A 20,097-nucleotide genomic window follows, 5' to 3' on the forward strand; every position below is an offset into this window, starting at 1 on the left:
ACCCGCCCTTGGCCATAGAGATACCCCACGAAGTAGCGCAGTTCCTGAACTTCATCGGTGTCCCGTACCCGGACATCAACGAGGATCAGGTTCGTGAGCTGGCCACTCAGGTCCGTACGTTCGCCGACGATGTCTCGGGGACGCACCAGGCGGCCACCGGGACGATCACCGATATGGGGTCGGTTTATCAGGGGCAGTCGTACCGGGCGCTGGTGGCATCCTGGGCGAGTTTGAGTGCCTCGCATATGGAGCGACTCGACGAACTGTGCCGGGCGGTGGCGAGAGCGCTCGAGATCGCCGCCGAGGTGATCACCGTGGTGAAGGTCGCCGTGCTGACCGAACTCGCGCTCCTCGCGGCCGCCTACACCGCGACCATGGCCGCGACGATCGCCACCTCCGGTGCCTCCGCGGCGGTAGGACAGACGATCTCACTGGCGGCGAAACGTCTGATCAAGGCCATGGAGGAGATGCTCGTGGCCTATATCGTCGCCGAGGTACTCGGCAAGGCCATCGAACCGCTCGAGGCGGCGGTCTCGGACATGATCAGCGGGGTCGTCTACAACGCCGCCGCCGATCTGCTGGGAGTGGATGGCGGCGGGAACGACTCCCTGTATATCGATCCCGACGAGGTCCGCCGCTACGCGCAGGTTCTCGACGATCACGCCGACGATATCGTGAAGCACGCGGAGAAATTCGCGAAAAGCGTGGCCGACCTCGACTTCACCACACCGGTCGCGCAGCCCGGACCGGCGGGGGCACCCGGTGGCACCCAGCCCACGCCGGTCGACGGGACCCGCGGCCCGGCCGCCGTCCAGCACGGTGGCGCGCGCGTGCCGTCGGAAGTGCCTGTCGCACCAAGGAATTGGATCCCGACGCCGATGGCGGCGGCAGAGTCCTCCCTGTCCGCGCCGCCTGCGGATCCCGGGCACTCGACCACGCCGGTCGAGCCCGCGAAGGGTGGCGCGGTATCGGCGGCCGGCGAACCGGGTACGGCCGGATCGCGCGGTGGTTCCGCGAACAGTGCCGGCGCCGGGTCGAGCCCCGCCGGGATGCCGGCGGCCGATCCTGCCACTGCCGGGATGCCGGCGGCCGATTCGGCCACCGGCGGGATGCCGGTGACCGAATCGCTCGCGGCTGGAACGCCGCCGGCCGAGGTGCGCGGGGAGCGGCCACCGATCGTCGAGGCGCCGGCCGCTGCCGCGGGGCCGGCGCCGGTGGACCGGGAAGCCGGGCAGTACGAAGACGTACCGGTCGCGGCGCGCGAACACCCGGCCGGCCATATCGACGTTCCCGGCCAGGCCGCCGCTTCCATGGCGGAAGCGGCTTCCGACGCGCGAGCGGAAGAGAGCGCAGAGGGGGCAGGCGCGGCGCCGGGGAGCGCACCGCCGGCCGGCCAAGGAACCCAGTCGAGCCCGTGGAATCGGCAGGCGCCGGGCTCCGGCGCCGGTGGCCCGGACGATTCGGCGCGCGGCGGTCGGACGCGCCGGCGGGGTGCCGACGGCGGGCGGGCGGGCCGGACGGCGGGCGGCCGGCGCCGGCGCGCGGTACGGCCGAACCCGTGGGCCGCGCGACCGGCCGGCGGCCCCCAGCCGGCGACGACGCCGTGGGCTCGCCCCGCCGAGAAGAGCACTCCGCCGCCTCCCGCTGTGGCCGCGGCCGGGGATACTCCGCCGCCCACCACCTCGGAGGCCCGGAGCCGGAGTGCGACGCGGGAGAGCGCTGGAGTTGAAACGAATGCGCGGGATCAAGTGGTTTCGGCGCCGTCGGCCGCTGTCGATGCTCCGGCCGTGTCGGCTCCGGCTCGCGCGGACGAGGGTCCGCCGCCGCGCGGTTGAGATCGGATGAGGTGCGGCGGCCGGTGGCTCGCTGTTTCCACCGGCCGCCGCGGATGAGGTCATCAGGGATGAGGGAACTGGTGACCTGCCGCCCGACTATAGCTCCTGATAACGTGCCGTTCAATAACGGCACTATTGCCAGTGGGGGGAATTTGTCCGATTTGGGTTGCGCATAGTTTGCCGCAGGAAGGCTTCGTCTGTGCGCGGAATGCGGTCAGGATCTTGAGGGTTCGTGCGTCGACCGGCCCTGGATCGCAGATTGCCGGTCGGCCGCACGGCTGATCCCGCACCTCGGTCCGGTATGGGATCGAAAGGTATTTTAACGCTGGATTACGGTACATTCACTGGTGGGATGACCGGCGATGTGTCGCGGCTTTTGTCTGAATTTTTGCGGATGTGCGCGAGTTCCTGCAAATCCGCACCGATTTACCTCACTGACGGCTTTCTTGCGGAAGACCCGTCTTCCCGGTGCTGGGAAATGGTCTGCCCCGCTGCAGGGCCGGGTGGCTTACCCTGCGAGCAGACGAGGGTCGGCGGAAGGGATGTCCGAGGTGTCAGCGGCCGAAGACGCGTTCTACACGGGCGTGCAGAGTTTGGGATTGGTCGCCGGAGGGGTGCGCAACGAAGAGCATGCTCGCGCGGCGTTCACAGCGGCAACGGATCTCGATCCGGATATGTGCGATGCGTGGCTGGGCCGGGCTATGGCGGGGGAGGTCACTTCCGAGGTCATCTACGGTGCCTACCGCTCCTCGCACAATCTCTATCGGGACCAGCAGCGTGCCGGTCTGGTGGACCGTGCCCTCTGGTGTCAGGTGGAGATCGGTGTCTTCGGACTGCGTGTCGCCATGGCCGACCGCGACCAGATCGCCATCGCGCAGGCCTGTGCCTACGCCGACGGCGGGGAGTGGCAGGAGGCCGCCGCGATCCTGGACGAGGTGCGCGGTGACGACGTGGCCGAATTCGCCCGTATCTCGCTGTTCTACCGGACCGGCCGCTGGCCCGATGTGCTCAGCGCCCGCTCCGCGAAACCCGTGCTCGAGGACGGGTTGCTCGATATCGCCGCCGAGCTCATGGCCGCCAGCGCACTGGCCCACCTCGGACGATTCGGCGAAGCGCTGCCGCGGGCCCAGCGGATCGTGGAGGATAGCCAGTCCGGCAATCTGTCCTACATCTGGGCCGACGCCCACTACCTGCTCGGAATGATCCTGCGGCACAACGGGGACCACGACGCTGCCGACAAGATCCTCAAGGGCCTGCAGGGTTCCGGGCTGTGGCCCAACCGGCCGGACTGGCAGCAGGCGGTACGCGACAAGAACTTCCGGCTCGAGGTCACCACCCCCGCGGTGGTCGCTTCGCGGACCGATATCTGGGATGCCAAATCCGGCGACGACCCGGCCGAGGTGGCGGCCAGTGCGGCTAAGGCCGAACGCGACGAACTGCTCGAGGAGGCCTCCAAGCTCCTGCAGTCGCAGATCGGTATGGATTCGGTCAAGGAGCAGGTGGACCGGCTGAAATCCGGTGTGCTGATGGACCAGGTCCGCGCCAAACGCGGGCTCGCGGTCGATTCGCGGTCCAACCACCTCATCTTCTCGGGGCCGCCCGGAACGGGTAAGACCACCATCGCCCGGGTGATCGCCAAGATCTTCGCGGGGCTCGGGGTCGTAGAGAACGCGGAGGTCATCGAGGCGTCACGTAACGATATGGTCGGCACCCATCTGGGGCATACCGCCCCGAAGACCAATGCTCTGATCGACTCGGCACTCGGTGGCGTGCTCTTCATCGACGAGGCCTACACTTTGATCCAGGAGGGGCTGTCCGGGGGCGACGCGTTCGGTAAAGAAGCGGTCGACACACTGCTGGCCCGGATGGAGAACGACCGCGATAAGCTGGTGGTGATCATCGCCGGGTACGAGGCCGAGATAGACCGGTTCCTGCAGTCGAACGAGGGCCTCTCCTCACGGTTCACCAAGCGGGTCCGTTTCCCCAGCTACGATCCGGCCGAGCTCGTCCAGATCGCCGATCACATCGCGTCGAAGAAGGACTCGATCCTGTCGGATCAGGCGCGCGAGGTACTGCGCGACCGATGCACGATGATGTCGGAGCAGAGCAAGAACGGGCGGCGTCTCATCGATCTCGCCGGCAACGGCCGTTTCGTGCGCAACGTTGTCGAAGCCGCCGAGGCCGAGCGCGATTTCCGGTTCACCCGGGACAATGTGGATATCGCGGCGCTCACCGACGAGGAACTCATGACAGTTGACGCCTTCGATATCACCGCCGCGCTCCAAGGATTGGCACCCGTCGGCAAGTAGCGTCCGCGACTCGTCCCGACCGGCTGTTCCCATCCTTGGGGAGTGGCCGGTTTCGCGGTGCGCGTTAGGTTGTGGCCGAGGTCGGCGGAAGGGAACGTATACCGGTGGCACGCTTCCGGGTGGTGACCAAGCACCAGGTTTCGGGTTGGCGGTTTCTGCTACACCGGATCGAGCATGCCCTGGTCCGCCGCGACGCATCGATGATCGATGATCCGTCGCGAGGCCGGTCGACGGCACTTTCGATCGGGGTGGCGTTGGCCTGCATCGGTATCGCGGGCGCGGCTGTGCTGGCCTTCTTCAAACCGGCCAAGCCGGTAGGCGATTCGCCGATCATCGCCGAGAAGGACAGCGGTGCCCTGTACGTGAAGCTCGGCGAGCGGCTGCATCCCGCACTCAACCTGACCTCCGCGCGGCTGATCGTGGGTCAGGCCGCCAACCCGGTGAAGGTGTCACCCGACGAACTGGCGAAGTATCCGCGCGGCCCGTGGGTCGGGATCCCGGGCGCTCCGGGGCAGATCAGCGACGAAGCGGAGAAGGATTCGGAGTGGACGGTCTGTGATACCGCCCGCACCGGCGCGGCCGCTCCGGTGGACCCGAAGACCGGCCTACCGACACTGTTGCGTTCGGCGGTGCTGACAACCGCCATCGCCGGACCACTCACCGTCGACGACGACGCCGTACACGAACTGAGCGGACGGCAGGCCCGGCTGCTGCGTGGCGACGACGCCACCTGGCTCGTGTACTCCGATCCGGTGCAGGGTGTGGTCCGGGCCGAGATCAACCTCTCGGATTCGCCGGTGATGCTGGCGCTCGGGATCGACAGCCGCGTTCAGGTGGCCGCGGCCTCACCGGGTCTGCTGGGGGCGATACCCGAGGTCGCGCCGATCCGGGTCCCGGATGTGCCCGGTGCCGGATCGCCCGCGACGCTGAAACCGTCCTTGGACGCGGTGGTCGGATCGATCGTCACGGTGTCCCTCCCGAATCAGCCCGCTGCCTACTACCTGGTGTCCAATGCCGGATTGGTACGGGTCAGCGCGGTGTTGGCCTCGATCGTGCGCAATTCGAATTCGCACGGGGCGGTCGCGACCAGTACCGTCGGGCCCGATGTCGCGGCGGCGAATCTGCGCCCGGGCGATTGGCCCGGTACCGCCACCTATCCGGCCGAGCCGGTCGAGATCCTCGATCCCATCCGGGACCTGGTCACCTGCTATCACTGGGAGCGCACGGGTACCGACCCGGACGCGCACACCCGTCTGCTCTATGGCCGGCAGCTGCCGCTCACCAAACAGGAACAGGGGCGCACAGTCGGGCTGGTGACCGCGCCCTATTCCGGTGGCGCGACCGCCGACTACGCGTATCTGCCCCGGACCTCGGGGAAGTTCGTGCAGGTGACCGGCGCCGAACCCGGATCGCCCCTGCGCGAATCGCTGTTCTGGATCTCCGACAGCGGGGTTCGATACGGTATCGGCGCGGATATGAAGGGCGGCGGCAAGAACGATCCGACGCTGTCCGCACTGGGATTGCGCGAACCGATAACGGCCCCCTGGAGCATTGTCTCGTTGTTCGCGGTCGGCCCCACCCTCTCGGTCGGTGACGCCATGATCCAGCACGACGGGATACCGACGAATATGACGGGTGTGCAGATGACGGGCAGGAAATGACCGCGACACGCCGCTTCGTCCGTCCGGCCCGGATGGTGCGCGGCCCGAAGGCACCGGCGGTGACCGAACTGCGCCTGCAACCACCGACCGAATTGCCGCGGCCGGTGCCGATGTCCAAGCTCAAGATGATCATGCCCGTGATCATGCTGGCGGCCATGGTCGGCATGATGGCCATGATGTTCTCCGGCGGCCGCGCCATGTCGCCGATGATGCTGATGTTCCCCATGATGATGGTCGTATCCATGTTCGGCATGCTCGGTGGGCAGCTGGGTGGTGGCGGGGGTGCCAACAGCACCGCGGCGGGACTGAACGAGGAACGCAAGGACTACCTGCGGTCGATCACCGACAACCGGAAGACCGTGCACGAGGCCGAGACCGAACTCTACGAGTACCTCTCCTACACCCACCCCGGCCCGGCCGGACTCGGCCGCCTGGTCGGTGGCAAACGGATGTGGGAGGTGCAGGTCGCCAATCCGCAGTTCCTGCGGGTGCGCATGGGGCGCGGGCGGATCGCCAACCAGGTCCGGGTGATCGTCCCGGAAGCGGCCCCCACCTCGGATCTGGATCCGGTCGGTGTCGTCGAGTTGACTCGGTTCGCGAAGGCGTACTCGACGGTCGGGGGTATGCCGGTCGCGATCAATCTGCTGTCGGCGCCGCTGGTCGGCCTCGACGGTGATCCGGCCGCGATCGCGGGGTTGGCCCGGGCCATGATCGCCGAGATCGCGGTCCTGCACGGGCCGGACCAGGTCGCGGTCGCGGCGGTTCTCCACGATCCGGACGATCCGCAGTGGTCGTGGCTGAAATGGCTGCCGCATACCCAACATCCGGCGGATAACGACGCGATCGGGCCGAGCCGTATGGTGTATCGCACCGTGGCCGAACTGCGGGCCAAGGTGCTCGCCGGGCTGAACCGTGGCCCGTTCTCCGCGAACAATGAACCGGCGTTGGACAAATCGCATTTCGTCCTGCTCGTGGAATCCGGAGGTGCGAACACCGATCGCGATATCTCCGGTATCGACGGCTGCACCTGGTTGCGTCTGGGGGAGTCGGAGCAATCACTGCCGCGCTCGCTGAAATTCACCGTGACCGCGGAACGCGCCCTGGAGGAACAGACACCACGCGGGAGCCGCCTGGTCGGAACCGCGGATACGATGTCGGTGTCGCAGGCCACCGCGGTGGCGCGCAGGCTGTCACCGTACCGGCTCTCCACAGTGGTGGAGGCCGTGGCCGCCGAGCAGGCCAGTGGCAGTACTTCCTGGGAGGACATGCTCGGAATCACCGATCCCGGCAATATCCGGGTGGACCGCCAGTGGCCCACCCGCCGCGATGCCGATCGCAACCGGCTGAACATTCCGTTCGGTCACGACCCCACCGGCCAGCTGGTACATCTGGATATCAAGGAGTCCGCCGAAGAGGGTATGGGCCCGCACGGGATGTGTATCGGCGCCACCGGATCCGGCAAATCGGAATTCCTCCGAACCCTGGTGCTCTCCGCCATCGCGTCGCATTCACCCGATGTGCTGAACCTGCTGCTCGTCGACTTCAAGGGTGGCGCGACCTTCCTCGGTTTCGACCGGCTCTCCCATGTGACCGCGGTGGTGACCAACATGGAGGAGGAAGCCGATCTCGTCACCCGTATGGAGGACGTGATCAACGGCGAGATGGGCCGCCGCCAGCGCATCCTGCGTGACGCGGGAAACTTCGCGAACGTCGCCGACTACGAGCGGGCGCGGGAACAGGGTGCGCGGCTGGAACCGCTGCCCACCCTGCTGATCATTCTCGACGAATTCGCCGAACTGCTGGAACAGCATCCGAGCTTCTCGAAGCTGTTCGTCGCCATCGGCCGCCTGGGCCGTTCGCTGCGGATCCATCTGCTGCTTTCCTCGCAGAAGGTCCCCGCCAACCGGATGGGCGAGCTCGAGGCGCACCTGTCCTACCGGATCGCGCTGCGCACCAACCAGACCAGCGATTCGCGCGATGCCATCGGCACCGCGGATGCCTACCACCTGCCGAAGAAACCCGGCTCGGGGTATCTCCGGGTCGGAGCCGGCGATCTGCAGCGCTTCCAGGCAGCCTATGTCGGCGCCCCTTATACCGCGCCCGCCCAGACGACCGCCTCCGGCGCGCAACGTGCCCGCCGCCCCGGTGGAGGCTACAAACCGCCGCAGCGATTCACGGCCTCCTACATCGCCGAGACACGTCCGGTGCAGGTGGTGGAGCCGGTACGGGCCGCCGAACCCGAAAACACCGACGGCGAACCGGTCAGCGTGATGGAGACCGTGCTGCAGCAGTTCAGCAGGCACGGCCGCCCGGCGCACAAGATGTGGCTTCCCCCGCTCGGTGTCCCGCCCACTCTGGATCGGCTGATCGCCTCGGCGGAACCGGGTGGACTGGTCCTGCCCTGGGCGATCGTGGACAAACCGCGTCAGCAGCGCCAGGATGTCTGGTCGGTGGATCTTTCCGGTGCCGGCGGTCACGTAGCGGTCGTGGGCGGACCGCAGTCGGGCAAATCCACGGCCCTGCAGACATTGATCCTGTCTGCCGCGCTCACGCATACCCCGGAGCAGGCGCAGTTCTACTGCTTCGATTTCTCCGGCGGTCTGTCCGCCCTGCGCACGCTGCCGCATGTGGGTGCGGTGGCATCGGCCCGGGACCTTGATCGGATCCGCCGGACCTTCGCGCTCATCCGCAATCTGATCGCCTCCCGGCAGGCGCTTTTCGATCACCTCGGCATCGACTCCATGCGCGACTTCCGCCGGCGCCGTAGTGTCCCGGAGTCCGCGGCCGAATTGTCCTCCTACGGCGACGAACACGGTGACGTGTTCGTCGTGGTGGACGGCTGGGATATCGGGTTCGCGGTCAACGGACCGTACTACGACGAATACATGCCGACCATGGAGTCCATCGCTCTACAAGGTCTCAATTACGGTGTGCACTTGGTGATCAGCAGCTCGCGCTGGGCGGCGATCCGGCCCGCGATCAAGGATCTGATCCAGACCCGGCTGGAGATGCGGCTCGGCGATCTCACCGACACCGTGTTCAATACGCACCGCACCGTGGTGGCCGCCGTGCCGCCGAACAGGCCGGGCCGGTGTGTCTCGAACGAGGCACTCCATATGCTCACCGCGCTGCCACGGACCGACGGCAACGGTGACGCCGAGACCGCCGCGGCCGGCTTGAACGCGGCGATCAGCCAGTTGACCCAGACCTTCTCGGGCCGTCGCGCACCCGAGGTTCGCCTGCTGCCCGGCGAGGTAACCATGCCCGAGATACTGGCGCGCGTCCCGCAACCGACGAACCTGGCCGAGCGCCTGGTGGTGCCGTTCGGTATTCGCGAATCCGACCTCGCGCCCGCCACCATCGATTTTGGCGTGTCCACCCATTTCGTGATCCTCGGTTCGTCAGGCTGCGGCAAATCGACTGCCTTGGCCGCGCTGCTGGAATCTATACGCACCCGATTCACCGCGGAGGAGGCCCGGGTGCTGCTGGTCGACTACCGGCGCCAGCACATGGACGCACTGCCGCCGGAACAACTGGTCGGATACCTCACCAGTGCCCGCGATCTGGTGGAGAACCTGCCGCCGTTCGTGCAGAAGATGCGCACCCGTCGCCCGCCGGACGGGGTCACCTCGCAGCAGTTGAAAGACCGGTCCTGGTGGAGTGGCCCGGAGATCTTCGTGGTCGTCGACGACTATCACATGGTGGCCCAGCGTGGTCAGATGAATCCGCTCGATCCGTTGAAGGACATCATCGTCGACGGGCGCGATACCGGTTTCCATCTGGTCGCCGCGCGCAATATCGCCCAGGCGGATTCGGCCATGTACGACAGTGTGCTGGGGCAGGTGAAGAACCTGAACTCCTCTGGATTCATCATGGACGGGTCGAAATTGGACGGCATGCTCATCGGCGATGTGAAACCGACGAAACAGCCGGTGGGCCGGGGTATTCTGGTTGAGCCGCTGCTTTCGCGGAAGGACCTGGTCCAGGCGGCCTGGCTACCCGACGCGTAGCCGATCGAGAGTGCCGTGGTCCGGCCGATGAGCGAGACTCCCCAAGATTGGGAATGGCTTAGCGTTCTTGGTGTACCGCTCCGGACGCGGTAGCAGCAACAATCGATCGGAGTCATCGATGGTCCCCTTCTCAGCATTCACCGATCAGTTCGCCGGGATCAGCGCTCAGGTGAGCGCCGAGCAGTCCACCTTTTCGGGCTTCCTGCATTCCGCCGCTCCCTGGGCACAGCCCGAGCCCACCGGCCCGCATTTCCCCGGTCTCCTGCTCAGCGCGGGCTTCAATCTCATGCAGGCCGCGTACTTCCAAATGCTCGTTGTCGGTGTCGTCGAGAAACTGCGTGGCGGTGAGACCTTGGTGCCGGCGAGCATGACCTTCGAACTCACCGATAACACGGGTGGTGCCAGTGTCGGCGCGGCCGGCGCGTCGATCGCCGGCGCGGTTTTCGGCAACTGATCCACCAGCCGCTGCGGAACGGAGCTGCGAATGCCGTTCTTCGAGTACTTCGCGCTGGACCCCCTGGTGATCCGAAACATGATGGACAACGGGCCCGGAGCGTTGCCACTCATCAATACGTCGACGGCCTATGACGGCGTGGAGACCGCGCTGGACTCGGCGGCGTCCGGAACGGACGGCCTGTTGACCACCATGGCCGAGGCTTGGCCGGGCGGGTTGAGCACACAGCGCGCCCAGTCGGCCTTCCGGAAACACAATGAGTGGGTCCGTCAGCAGGCGGCCGTCGCCAGCTTCCTGTCCAAGGCGGCGAGCGCCTCCGCCGAGCTGCACCGGGCGGTCGATGCGGCGATCCCCTCGCGGGTGGAGATTGTGGCCGCCATCGCCAAACGGGCCGCGGCCACCACCGCGGCGGCCGCGACCGCCGGCACTCCGGCGGGCACTGTGGCGACCGCGGCCGTCGCCGCGGCGGAAGCAGAGTACATGGTGCTTCGCTTGCGAGCCGGGGCCGGAATGATGGCCTACGAGGCCGGTGCGATGGAAGTCGTGTCGACCCTGCTCTCCATCCCGATCGAACCGCCGCCGCCGATCGTGGTAGCACCCGATGGATCCGGCCCGGTGAACCCGCCGGATACGAGCGGTCCACTGCAGGATCTGCTGACCAACGGCCCAAACAGCGATGTGCTGACCGGCGACCACCATCCGACCCAGACCACAGGCGACCCCACCCAATCCACGGGCGACCCCGGCCAGTCCACCGGTGGCAGCGACGGGGGCAGTGGGGATCCGGGCACGGACCCGACACAGCCGCCGACCCAGGCCACACCGGATCAGCCGGTGTCCGATATCCAGCAGCCGATCGGCAGTGAATCCGCGATGGGACCGGGTACGGAGACCTACGGGCTCGACTCCGCGAATCCGGACAGCCTGTACGGCACTTCGCCGACTTCGCCGACCCTCGCGGGTCTCGGCGGCGGGGCCGGAAGCCTGGTCGCACTGGGTATGGCCCGCGGTGGTATCGGGATGATGCCCGGCGCCGCGACGGGCTTCCGGCTACCCGGCGGCTGGACACCGGGTTCCGGCACCCCGTTCGGTGCCTCCTCCGGAGCCCCCACCGGCGCGCCGGTGCGTAACGCTCCCAAACGGGTTTCCGCGCCGACGGCGCGGATGCGGCGGCGCAGGAAGGAGGAGGAAGAGCGGACCGGCAAGGTGTTCACCCCGGGTGAGCAACTCGAGGTGCCGGTTCTCGAGCGGCCCCCCGCGATCGGTGTCATCGAATACCAGGACGAGGAACCCGAAGCGGAACTGCTGATCGATTCTTCACTAGTGGGAGTACTCGATCGCCTCGATGACGAGGTGGAACAAGACAATAGAGAGAGCTCCCGGTGAGTTGTCCGGGATTCGCTGAGGATTTATCGAAAAGGAGAACACCATGGCTGGCACTCTGTCCGGTGATATGAGTGGTATCACACAGGCCAGTGAGGACACCCTCAAGGCGGTGGCCACCAAAATGGCCGGCCCGCTGGGCACGCTCGAGGGACACCTGCAGGCACTCGCCGGTTCGCAGTCGGATCTGCAGACGTCCCTGAAGGGGCAGACCGGCACCGCGGTCCAGAACGCGTTCGGTAACGCCTACGAAACAGGCAAGAAGGTCGCCGAGTTCCTCCAGACCATCATGGACACGATCCAGGCCAGCGGTGTGAACTTCGGTGACCTCGACCTCCAGGGAGCCGCGCGTTTCGGTGCCGACGGTTCGCTGGATGTCGGCAGCGCCAGCGGCGCCTGGGCCAACAACGCCGTGGAAGGCGTCGGCAACCGCGATATGAGCAAGGTGTCGCTGAACTTCTGATCGGCCCGGCAGGCCGTATTTCCAAATCTTCGTAAGAAAGGTTGGTTCCGATGACCAATCCCATCTATGCCAATTACGCACAGGTCGACGACGTCACCGTGCGAGTCAAGTCCGTGCTCGGCGGTATGCAGGACAACCTCGGCCAGTTGCGCAGTCTCAAGCAGATGCTGCTCGACGAATTCAAGGGTTCCGGTGCCGGCGGGTACGAAACCGTTGCCATGGAACTGGAGAAGCGGCTCGACTCCTACGAGGCCAGCCTGGCCGGCCTGAACGGCAAGGTGATCGAGGTGGCGACCAAGGGCGGCATGATCGACGGTGCCGACCTCGCGGTCGCCAACAAGTTCATGGGTCTCGTGGGATAATTTGTTCGGCCAACCCTCGGGCGCTACCGAGATGGCGGGACCGGTGGATAGCGATCCGGTCACCATCGACCTGAATGTCGATGCCGCCCTTGTCCTCAAGGACATGGTCGGTATCGACACCTATCCTCCGGTCCTTGCCATCATGCCGAATATCTATCGGATCGACGACCGGGACCGGGTCTGGGCGGTCGTCAAGGAACAGCTCACCGAGGCGGGGATCCTCGTCGGCGGTGAGGTACATCCGGTCGTGGCCGGTTGGCTCCGGTGCCTGGAGCGCCCGGATGTCGAGCTGGTGGTCCGGGTGATCGACAACGGCCGCGGCGGACACACCCCCACCATGCTGCGCATGTCGCTGGTGCGCGCGGGGGAGGCGCATGTACTCGCGGTGCGCTGCGATGACGAGGTGATCATCCAGTCGGTATTCCACCAGGGCAGACAACTGAATACACTGGCGGCGGTATTGGGATCGGCGCTGGGCGACTATCCGGTGCTGAGTTTCGAACCGCTCGGCATCGCGATCGACGACCTGCAGGAGATTCCGGTCGATCCGGACGGCCGTAGGTCGGCGCTGCGGGAACTCGGTGCGGAGCCCCGCACGGCGAGCGTGCTCACCCGGGCGATGGACGAGATCGTCCGCCGGGCCGAGGTGCTCATGATCGAACACCGTGACGGTGGCGCGACGACCCCCGACTTCAACGCTTGTTTGAGCGTGCTGGACACGCTCGCAGGGCGATTGGTCATCACACCCAGCAGGGCGCTGGACGGCCGGATATGGTCGACCTTCCGGCCGGGTGACGATCCCGCCCTGCACAGTGGTATCAACGGTCTGGCCGAGCTGCTGCCCGGCCGGAGCTGGTTCGATACCGCGCGCACCGGTTGACGTTCCAGTGCTGGATGAGAGGACGGTGAGATGAACCGGGCACCGACAACCAATGGCGACGCAACCGCTGCGCTCGCCAAAGGCGGTTACGACGCCTACTTCGCACAGCTAGAGGATCATCCCGGTAGCGGAGCGTCCCGGGCCGCTGCCCCGCCGGTTCCTCCCCGCCCCGCTATCCCGTCCGCGGCCTCCATCCCAGGCGCCGAATCGCCGACAGCACCGGAAACAGGTACCGATCAGATGAGTTCGGCAGCGTCTCCGGATCCGGGGGCCGGACCCGCGCCCGCATCGCACACCGTCGGTTCCCCGCCTTCCGCGGTCTCCCCGCCACCGCCCGGCGCTCCGGCTCCCGACGGTCAACCCGCGGCCGACGGCGATCTGGCCGATCTGCGGCAGCGGGCGGCCACGGCCCATCAGCAGGCCGCGGAAGAGGAACGGCGGGCCATAGCGCGCCGTCAGCAGAACGCCCAGGTAGCGGCGATGCCGCCCCCGCCCGGGCCGCCGGAGCCGAGTGCCGCGCCGGCGGCGGGATGGGCGACGCCGCCCCCCGATACCGCGGCGCAGTCTCCGGGCCCGGCTCAGCCGCCCCCGGCCGCAGCGCCGGCCGCGGGTGCCGCGTACACCGGAAACCCGCAGTACTACACCGATTACTCCCCGATGGCGGCCACCGACCCGGCCACCGGGCGCCCCGTCGCCGACCCGTCGCGTGTCCCCGACCGGATCCACCGGCCGTCCTACGATTCGACCGGGCGTATCGAGGTGCTACCTCCGGCGCTGGCCTCCGCGGAACTTCTCGCCGAGATCGCGGCCGTGCGCCAGGCCCATCTGCGCTCGAACAAGGGTATGCGGGGGGCACTGAACAAGGTCGGCTTCAATCTGGGCCTCTCGCCGGCCGAACAGCGGGCGGAGAGCCGGCGTAATCGGATTCGCCGGCAACTCACCGTGCCATACCAGATCGCGGTGGTCAGTGTGAAGGGTGGCGTGGGTCGTACCACCACCACTGCCGGTCTCGGTTCGACCTTCGCGAAGCTGCGGCCCGACCGGGTGGTCGCCATCGACGCCAACCCGGATTTCGGCGATCTGTCCAGCCGGACCACGCGGCATCAGTTCGGTCTCACACTGCGGGATCTCGCGCAGGCCGGCGGGCGGCTGGACTCCTTCTCGGCGGTGCATTCCTATACCTCGGTCAATACCGCCGACCTCGCCGTGGTGGCATCGCCGTGGACCACCGACGCGGCGGAGGCCCTGACCGGCAACGAATATCAGGCCGGGGTGGAGATCCTGCGTCGGCACTACAATCTGCTCGTGGTCGACTGTGGAACCGGAGTGCTCGATTCGTCGACCGATTCGGTATTGCGTACCAGCGATGCGGTCGTTGTGGTGACCCCCGCGACCGTCGGCGGTGTCACCGGTGCGGTCGCGACCCTGAACTGGCTCAGTTCCCACGGTTTCGACCATTTGATCGCCACATCGGTGGTGGCGATCGTCCGGCAGCATCCGGTCAAACCTACGGTGGATATCGAGGCAATCGAGAAGCTGTTCGCTTCGGCGCAGCGGCCCACCATCCAGATTCCCTTCGATCCGCATCTCGCCGAAGGCGGTGAGATCGATCTGCGCATGCTCGAGAAGGAAACCTTGTTGGCGTTCGAGGACCTCGCGGCCGATCTGGCCGACGACTTCCCCGGCTATGTCGCCGAACCCTCGGGCGGCGAGCGCGGGGGAATGCGGTGACCGCTGTGCAGACAGCGGCCCCGTCGGCGGCGGGTAGCGCCGCTCCTGCCGAGGTCGCGCGAGCGCGGGTCGCCGTGATGGTGTCCAGCTACCAGGTGGATGTGGTCGTGCCGACCAAGTTCACGGTGGAAACCTTCATCGACGACCTGGTGACCGTACTCGCGACCGCGATCGGTGACGAGGAGGTGGATTTCACCCCGCCGCACGGCCAGTGGAGCCTGGCGCGTCCGGGCGAGTCACCCATCCCGCGCTGGCGCAGTCTCGGTGACCACGACATCGTCGACGGTACGGTGCTCATGCTGGCGCCGGTCGAATCGGCCGAAGTCTTCACCCCGGTTGTCGAGGACATCACCGATGCCCTGGCGCTCATCAACGAACGCGAATTCGCCGAGTTCGATGCCGAGACCGCCGCGGTGGTGGGTCTCGGTGTCTTCGGTATCGGCTCGGTGGGCCTGGCCACCATGCTCTCCTGGGCGTGGACCCAGTCCGGTTCGCTGCTGTGGTGTGGCCTTCCGGCGCTGTTGCTGGGGGTGCTGTGCTGGATCGCGGCCGTCGCGATCCGGGGTAGCGGTGCCGCCCGGCGCATTTCGCTGGGGGCGGGTCTGGCCGCGATCCCGCTACTGTTCGCCGGCAGCGCCATGCTCGTGCCCCCGGCATACGGTGAGCCGGGGCCGTTCGCGCCCGCCAATATCGTGGCCGGTGCGGTGGTGACAGCGGTCGCCGCCATGGCGATGATGCGGTTGACCGGAACCGGGATCGCCACGCTGATGAGCGTCGCCGTGCTCGGTATCACGGTGACGCTGACGGTCCTCCCGCTGGCCTATTTCGACCTGGTGACTCGCCAGGTCGCCGGTGGCGCGGTATTCGTCGGACTCGTACTGCTCACGCTCGCGCCTCGGATCGCGGTGGTCATCGCCCGTATCCGGCCGCCGGATCTGCCCGACCCCGGTAACGAGGTGAATCCCGCGACGCTCACCGATATCTTCGATGCCGAAACCCACCGGGATGTAGAGCAGGACGCCGAGGTCGCGGCGGCCGCGGAAGAGTCGCGGCGCAGCCGCGAGGTGGGTATCGAGAGCCGGGCGCGGCTCGCCGTCACGAGCCTGCGCGGCCTCATCGTCGCGGTCTCCGGATTGCTCTCGGTATCGACAGTGATCTGCGCGGCGGTCAGTCCCGGTGGAATCCGGGAGATCGTGATGGGCGCCGCGGTGGCCGGCATCTTGGCCATGCGTTCGCGCTGGTACCCCGACCGGGTGCAGGCGATCGCGCTGATCAGTGGATCCGCGGTCACGGTGCTGGGCGTCGCGGCCGTACTTGTCGGCGCCTACGAGAGCTCGTTCGCGCGCCTGGCCGTCGTTCTCGTCGCCGCTCTCATCGCCTGCTCCGCGCTGGCCGCGGCGCTGCGGCTACCGGGCAAGCGACTGACACCGGTGACCCGGCGGATCACCGACCTGATCGAGTACGCGCTGATCCTCGTGGTTCCGGTGACCGCCTTCTGGATCATGGGTGTGTACACCGCCATGCGAGGAATCTGATGCGTCTGCGTCTGATCGGTGCCGCCGCGGCGGCACTGATTACCCTGGCGATGAGTACCGGGGCCGGACCGGCCGCCGCCCTGGTACCACCGGAGGTGGTCGTCGGCGTGGCACCGCCGGACGGTCCGCCGGGACCGGAACTGCCGACGAAACAGGAGAGCGGCTGTCTGGCGTCGGGTGTGCTGGAGAATACCGACGTCTCCCGTACGCCTCCTTCTGAATTGGCGTTGAACCTGGCCGACGCGCGGACGCTCAGCCGGGGCGCCGGGGTCACGGTCGCTGTCGTGGATACCGGGGTGACCCCGCATCCGCGACTGCCCAATCTGGTGAGCGGTGGCGACTACGTCGCGGCGGGTGGCGACGGACTACAGGACTGTGACGCGCACGGGACGCTCATCGCCGGCATCATCGGCAGTGCCGCGGATCCCGCGGACGGTTTCACCGGCGTCGCGCCCGATGCGCGGATCCTGTCGATCCGCTACCGGTCCGTGGCTTTCCGGGTCGAACGCAGCTCGGGTGATCAGCGGGAACGACTCGCTCAGGAAGTGCGCACACTGTCCCGGGCGATCACCCATGCCGCAAATCTGGGAGCGGGCATCATCGTGGTGCCTCTGCCGGTCTGCCTGCCAGTGGATTCGGGTGTCGACCTCGGTGTCCTGGCCGAAGCGGTCGGCTATGCCGTGCACACCCGAGGGTCGCTGATCGTGGCCGGAGCCGGTAATTCCGACAGTCCCGGGTGCGCCCAGAACCCCGACTACGATCCAGGCCGCCCGGCGGATCCGCGGAACTGGAAATATGTACGAACGGCCTCGGTGCCCGGAGTTTTCGGTGAGTCGGTGCTGTCGGTCGGATTCACCACCGCGTACGGCGGGGTCACCGACCAATCGCTGATGGGCCCGTGGGTGAGCGTGGCCGCACCGGGTACCGGTATCGAATCGCTGGGCCCGGGTTCGGCCGGTTTGATCAACGGGGTCGGCGCCCCGGACAAACTGGTGCCGGTCGGTGGCTCGTCGTTCGCCGCCGCCTACACTGCCGGCGTCGCGGCCCTGCTGCGTTCGCGCTTCCCGAACGAGACTCCCGCCGAGATCACCGCCCGGCTCACCGCCAGCGCGCACGCGCCGGCGCGAGGTATCGACAATACGGTGGGAGCGGGGATGATCGACCCGATCGCGGCGCTGAGCTATCGGACCCCGCCCGAACCTCCCGAGGGCTTGTTCCAAGCGGCCGGATTGGAATTACCGCCACCGCCCCGGCCTCCGGACGGCAGACCGGGTATCACCGCGGCGATCGTGATCGGCGCGGCGGTACTGATCGGCGCGACCGCGACCTACGGTGTGAACTCGCGGCGGAGGCAGCGGCGGTGATCTCGACAGCGGAGCGAGCGGTCCGAGGGCCGGACCGCCGGGTCGCCGGAGTGGAACGCGGCCCGTTCGCGGTTATGGCGATCGGAGGCAGTGTGGTGATGGCCGGGTTGTCCGCGTATCTGCCGTTGTGGGGTGCCGCGGCGATCGTCGCGGGACTGTTGCTCACGGTGATCGTGCGGTTCCGCGGCCGGACGCCCATACGGTGGTTCCTCGATTGGCTCGACTTCCGGACCGGGCGATCGGGCCGGGCGGAACTACTCACCGCGCAGCCCTCGTTGCGCGATATCGAGGTGCCGGCGGGATTGTGCGGTCTGGTGGAGGACGGAGACGTGCTGGTCGCGATGATCCAGCTCGCCCCCAATCTCGACCTGCCCACAGTGATCGCCGAGCAGACCATTTACACCGAGGACACCGTCGCGGTGGAGAGTCTGCTGCCGATGCTCGACCAATACGGGATCGGTATCGATATCGATATCGTCACGACCGGCCAGCGGGTCCGGGCGGCGGGTAGTTACAGCATGCTCTACGACCAGTTGATCGGTTCCCATCCGGTGGTCGGGAACCGGCTGACCTGGCTGGTGCTCCGGCTCGATCAGCACCGGAACCTGAAAGCGCTGGCCGCGCGCGGTCCGTGCGCCGTCGTCGCCCCCCGGACGCTCGCCACCGCGGCACATCGAATCGCCGGGCGTCTGCGCGAACGCGGTATGGCGGCGCATCCATTGCCCGCGGCGGCCATGGTCGAGGCGACCCGGTTGCTGCACGCCGGTGTCGAGCTCGGCGATCTGACCGAGCAATGGGACCGGGTGAAGACCTCGGTGCCGGGACGGTTTGTCACCAGCTTCGGAATCGATTGGTCCGAACTCGACGACTCGGGTCTGGACGACTGCTGGACCTGGAACAGCGGACGTACCACCCTGGTGGTCAGCTTGTCGGGTACCGACGGTCCCCGAGCCGTGGTGCGCTATATCGGTCCGGCTATGACCGAGGCGCTACCGGATTATCTGCGGCGGCTGCCCGGGCGGCAGTCCGTGGCGCTCCGCTCCACCCTGCCCACGGGTGTTTCGCTGCGTGTGCTGACCCGGGACGAGAACACCGTCGAGGAGGCTCCGCCGGAGCTGGGCCGGGAGTTGTCGATCGCGATCGGCCCCAACGGCCAGATCCTCGGTGCGATCAGCGGGCAGACCCGGCATCAGCTCGCGCTACCACTGTACGATCCGGCCCCCTACAATCCCCGTCGCCGGACCGTCGACGTGCACGCCATGCTTCCGGTCGCCCAGCAGTTGGTACTGCGGGCCACGGTCGTCGGCGCCGATATCGAAGTTCACACCAGTCGTCCCCAGCGGTGGCAGCATCTCGTCACCGCGGTCGGGGATGCCAGGTCGCTGCGGCTGGCCGGCGCCGACGACGAGGAGCCGGGAGCGCATGCCGCCATCACCGTGTTCGATCAGCTGCCGCCCCAGGCATCGGCCGCGCCGACCACGGTATCGATCAGCGATCCGGGCAGCCCGCGTCGCGGCTCGGTGGATCTGTCGATCGAACAGGTCGGGGAGGCACAGTTGGATGTGCGGATCCCGATGCGTACCGTCCGGGTGAACCTGGTCGAACCGCGCGGCGAGACCCGCTTTCTCGACCACAGCGACCGCCCGCCGACGGTTTCCCCGCCACCCGGTAATTCCGAACGGACCGTTCCGGTGACCAGGCCTCATGGATATCCGGCCCGGTGACTAGGACAGAGCAGGTAATCTCGATGACCGTGGTAGCGGATCCCGAACCCGGCAGTGGCAGATTCGACAACCCGGACGGCGTACAGGAGCAAACACCGAGACAGGCGGCCGCGGCGATTTTCTCCAGCCGGCTCTCGGAACTGATCGCCGAATCGGTGGTGTCCACCGAGGACGGGTCGACACGTGGGTTGACCTTGTATTCGCTCGCCCAGCACCTGGAACTCGCGTATCCGGATGTGCCGGTCTCGCAGTCGGGTCTGTACCGGTTGATTCACGGCGACGCCATCCCACGGTTGGACCTGATCATCGCGTTGGCGCGGGTGTTCGATGTACCGCCCGAGTACTTCGTGACGGCAGAGAAGACACGGTGAACGGGGCGGTCCGGC

14 protein-coding genes are annotated in these 20,097 nt (G+C 67.4%); all 14 read left to right on the top strand.

All coding sequences use genetic code 11. The features are described 5' to 3' along the window. Positions 1 to 8: 8 nt before the first annotated feature. The 14 genes from ACQPYS_RS05815 (at position 9) to ACQPYS_RS05880 (ending at position 20,082) form a co-directional block, all read left to right on the top strand. Entirely contained in the window at positions 9 to 1,835 is a 1,827-nt protein-coding gene (locus ACQPYS_RS05815; RefSeq protein WP_433491900.1) for a hypothetical protein, read from the top strand. A gap of 542 nt (positions 1,836 to 2,377) precedes the next feature. Next, positions 2,378 to 4,144, top strand: a complete 1,767-nt coding sequence (gene eccA, locus ACQPYS_RS05820) for a type VII secretion AAA-ATPase EccA (protein WP_433491901.1) — start codon at positions 2,378 to 2,380, stop codon at positions 4,142 to 4,144. 104 nt (positions 4,145 to 4,248) lie between these two features. After that, positions 4,249 to 5,805: a type VII secretion protein EccB gene (gene eccB, locus ACQPYS_RS05825; RefSeq protein WP_063042702.1), complete on the top strand. Its 1,557-nt coding sequence runs from the start codon at positions 4,249 to 4,251 to the stop codon at positions 5,803 to 5,805. Then, entirely contained in the window at positions 5,802 to 9,815 is a 4,014-nt protein-coding gene (gene eccCa / locus ACQPYS_RS05830) for a type VII secretion protein EccCa (RefSeq protein WP_433491902.1), read from the top strand. The genes eccB and eccCa overlap by 4 nt, the downstream gene beginning before the upstream one ends. 118 nt (positions 9,816 to 9,933) lie before the next feature. Next, the gene (locus ACQPYS_RS05835; protein WP_431941496.1) at positions 9,934 to 10,269 is read left to right on the top strand and encodes a hypothetical protein; all 336 of its coding nucleotides are present in this window, start codon (positions 9,934 to 9,936) and stop codon (positions 10,267 to 10,269) included. A 30-nt stretch (positions 10,270 to 10,299) separates the two neighbouring features. Continuing rightward, a complete protein-coding gene (locus ACQPYS_RS05840) occupies positions 10,300 to 11,655 on the top strand; it encodes a PPE domain-containing protein (RefSeq protein WP_433491903.1) in 1,356 nt (451 codons plus the stop codon). A gap of 43 nt (positions 11,656 to 11,698) precedes the next feature. Then, the gene (locus ACQPYS_RS05845) at positions 11,699 to 12,115 is read left to right on the top strand and encodes a WXG100 family type VII secretion target (RefSeq protein WP_433491904.1); all 417 of its coding nucleotides are present in this window, start codon (positions 11,699 to 11,701) and stop codon (positions 12,113 to 12,115) included. Positions 12,116 to 12,165: 50 nt separating this feature from the next. Then, positions 12,166 to 12,477, top strand: coding sequence for a WXG100 family type VII secretion target (locus ACQPYS_RS05850; protein WP_433491905.1), 312 nt, complete (start codon positions 12,166 to 12,168; stop codon positions 12,475 to 12,477). A 43-nt stretch (positions 12,478 to 12,520) separates the two neighbouring features. Next, positions 12,521 to 13,357: an ESX secretion-associated protein EspG gene (locus tag ACQPYS_RS05855; RefSeq protein ID WP_433491906.1), complete on the top strand. Its 837-nt coding sequence runs from the start codon at positions 12,521 to 12,523 to the stop codon at positions 13,355 to 13,357. Between the two features lie 240 nt (positions 13,358 to 13,597). Next, positions 13,598 to 15,088, top strand: a complete 1,491-nt coding sequence (locus tag ACQPYS_RS05860; protein WP_433491907.1) for an AAA family ATPase — start codon at positions 13,598 to 13,600, stop codon at positions 15,086 to 15,088. Further along, entirely contained in the window at positions 15,085 to 16,623 is a 1,539-nt protein-coding gene (eccD, locus tag ACQPYS_RS05865; RefSeq protein WP_433491908.1) for a type VII secretion integral membrane protein EccD, read from the top strand. The genes ACQPYS_RS05860 and eccD overlap by 4 nt, the downstream gene beginning before the upstream one ends. Next, complete coding sequence (mycP, locus tag ACQPYS_RS05870; protein WP_433491909.1) at positions 16,623 to 17,987, top strand: type VII secretion-associated serine protease mycosin; 1,365 nt, start codon at positions 16,623 to 16,625, stop codon at positions 17,985 to 17,987. The genes eccD and mycP overlap by 1 nt, the downstream gene beginning before the upstream one ends. After that, on the top strand, positions 17,984 to 19,711 hold the full coding sequence (gene eccE, locus ACQPYS_RS05875) for a type VII secretion protein EccE (protein ID WP_431941489.1): 1,728 nt from the start codon (positions 17,984 to 17,986) through the stop codon (positions 19,709 to 19,711). The genes mycP and eccE overlap by 4 nt, the downstream gene beginning before the upstream one ends. Positions 19,712 to 19,734: 23 nt before the next feature. Continuing rightward, positions 19,735 to 20,082 (top strand): helix-turn-helix domain-containing protein, encoded by a 348-nt coding sequence (locus tag ACQPYS_RS05880; RefSeq protein ID WP_245664832.1) that lies wholly within the window; start codon positions 19,735 to 19,737, stop codon positions 20,080 to 20,082. The last annotated feature ends 15 nt before the right edge of the window (positions 20,083 to 20,097 follow it).

This window comes from Nocardia grenadensis, assembly GCF_050942415.1.
Classification (GTDB): domain Bacteria; phylum Actinomycetota; class Actinomycetes; order Mycobacteriales; family Mycobacteriaceae; genus Nocardia; species Nocardia grenadensis.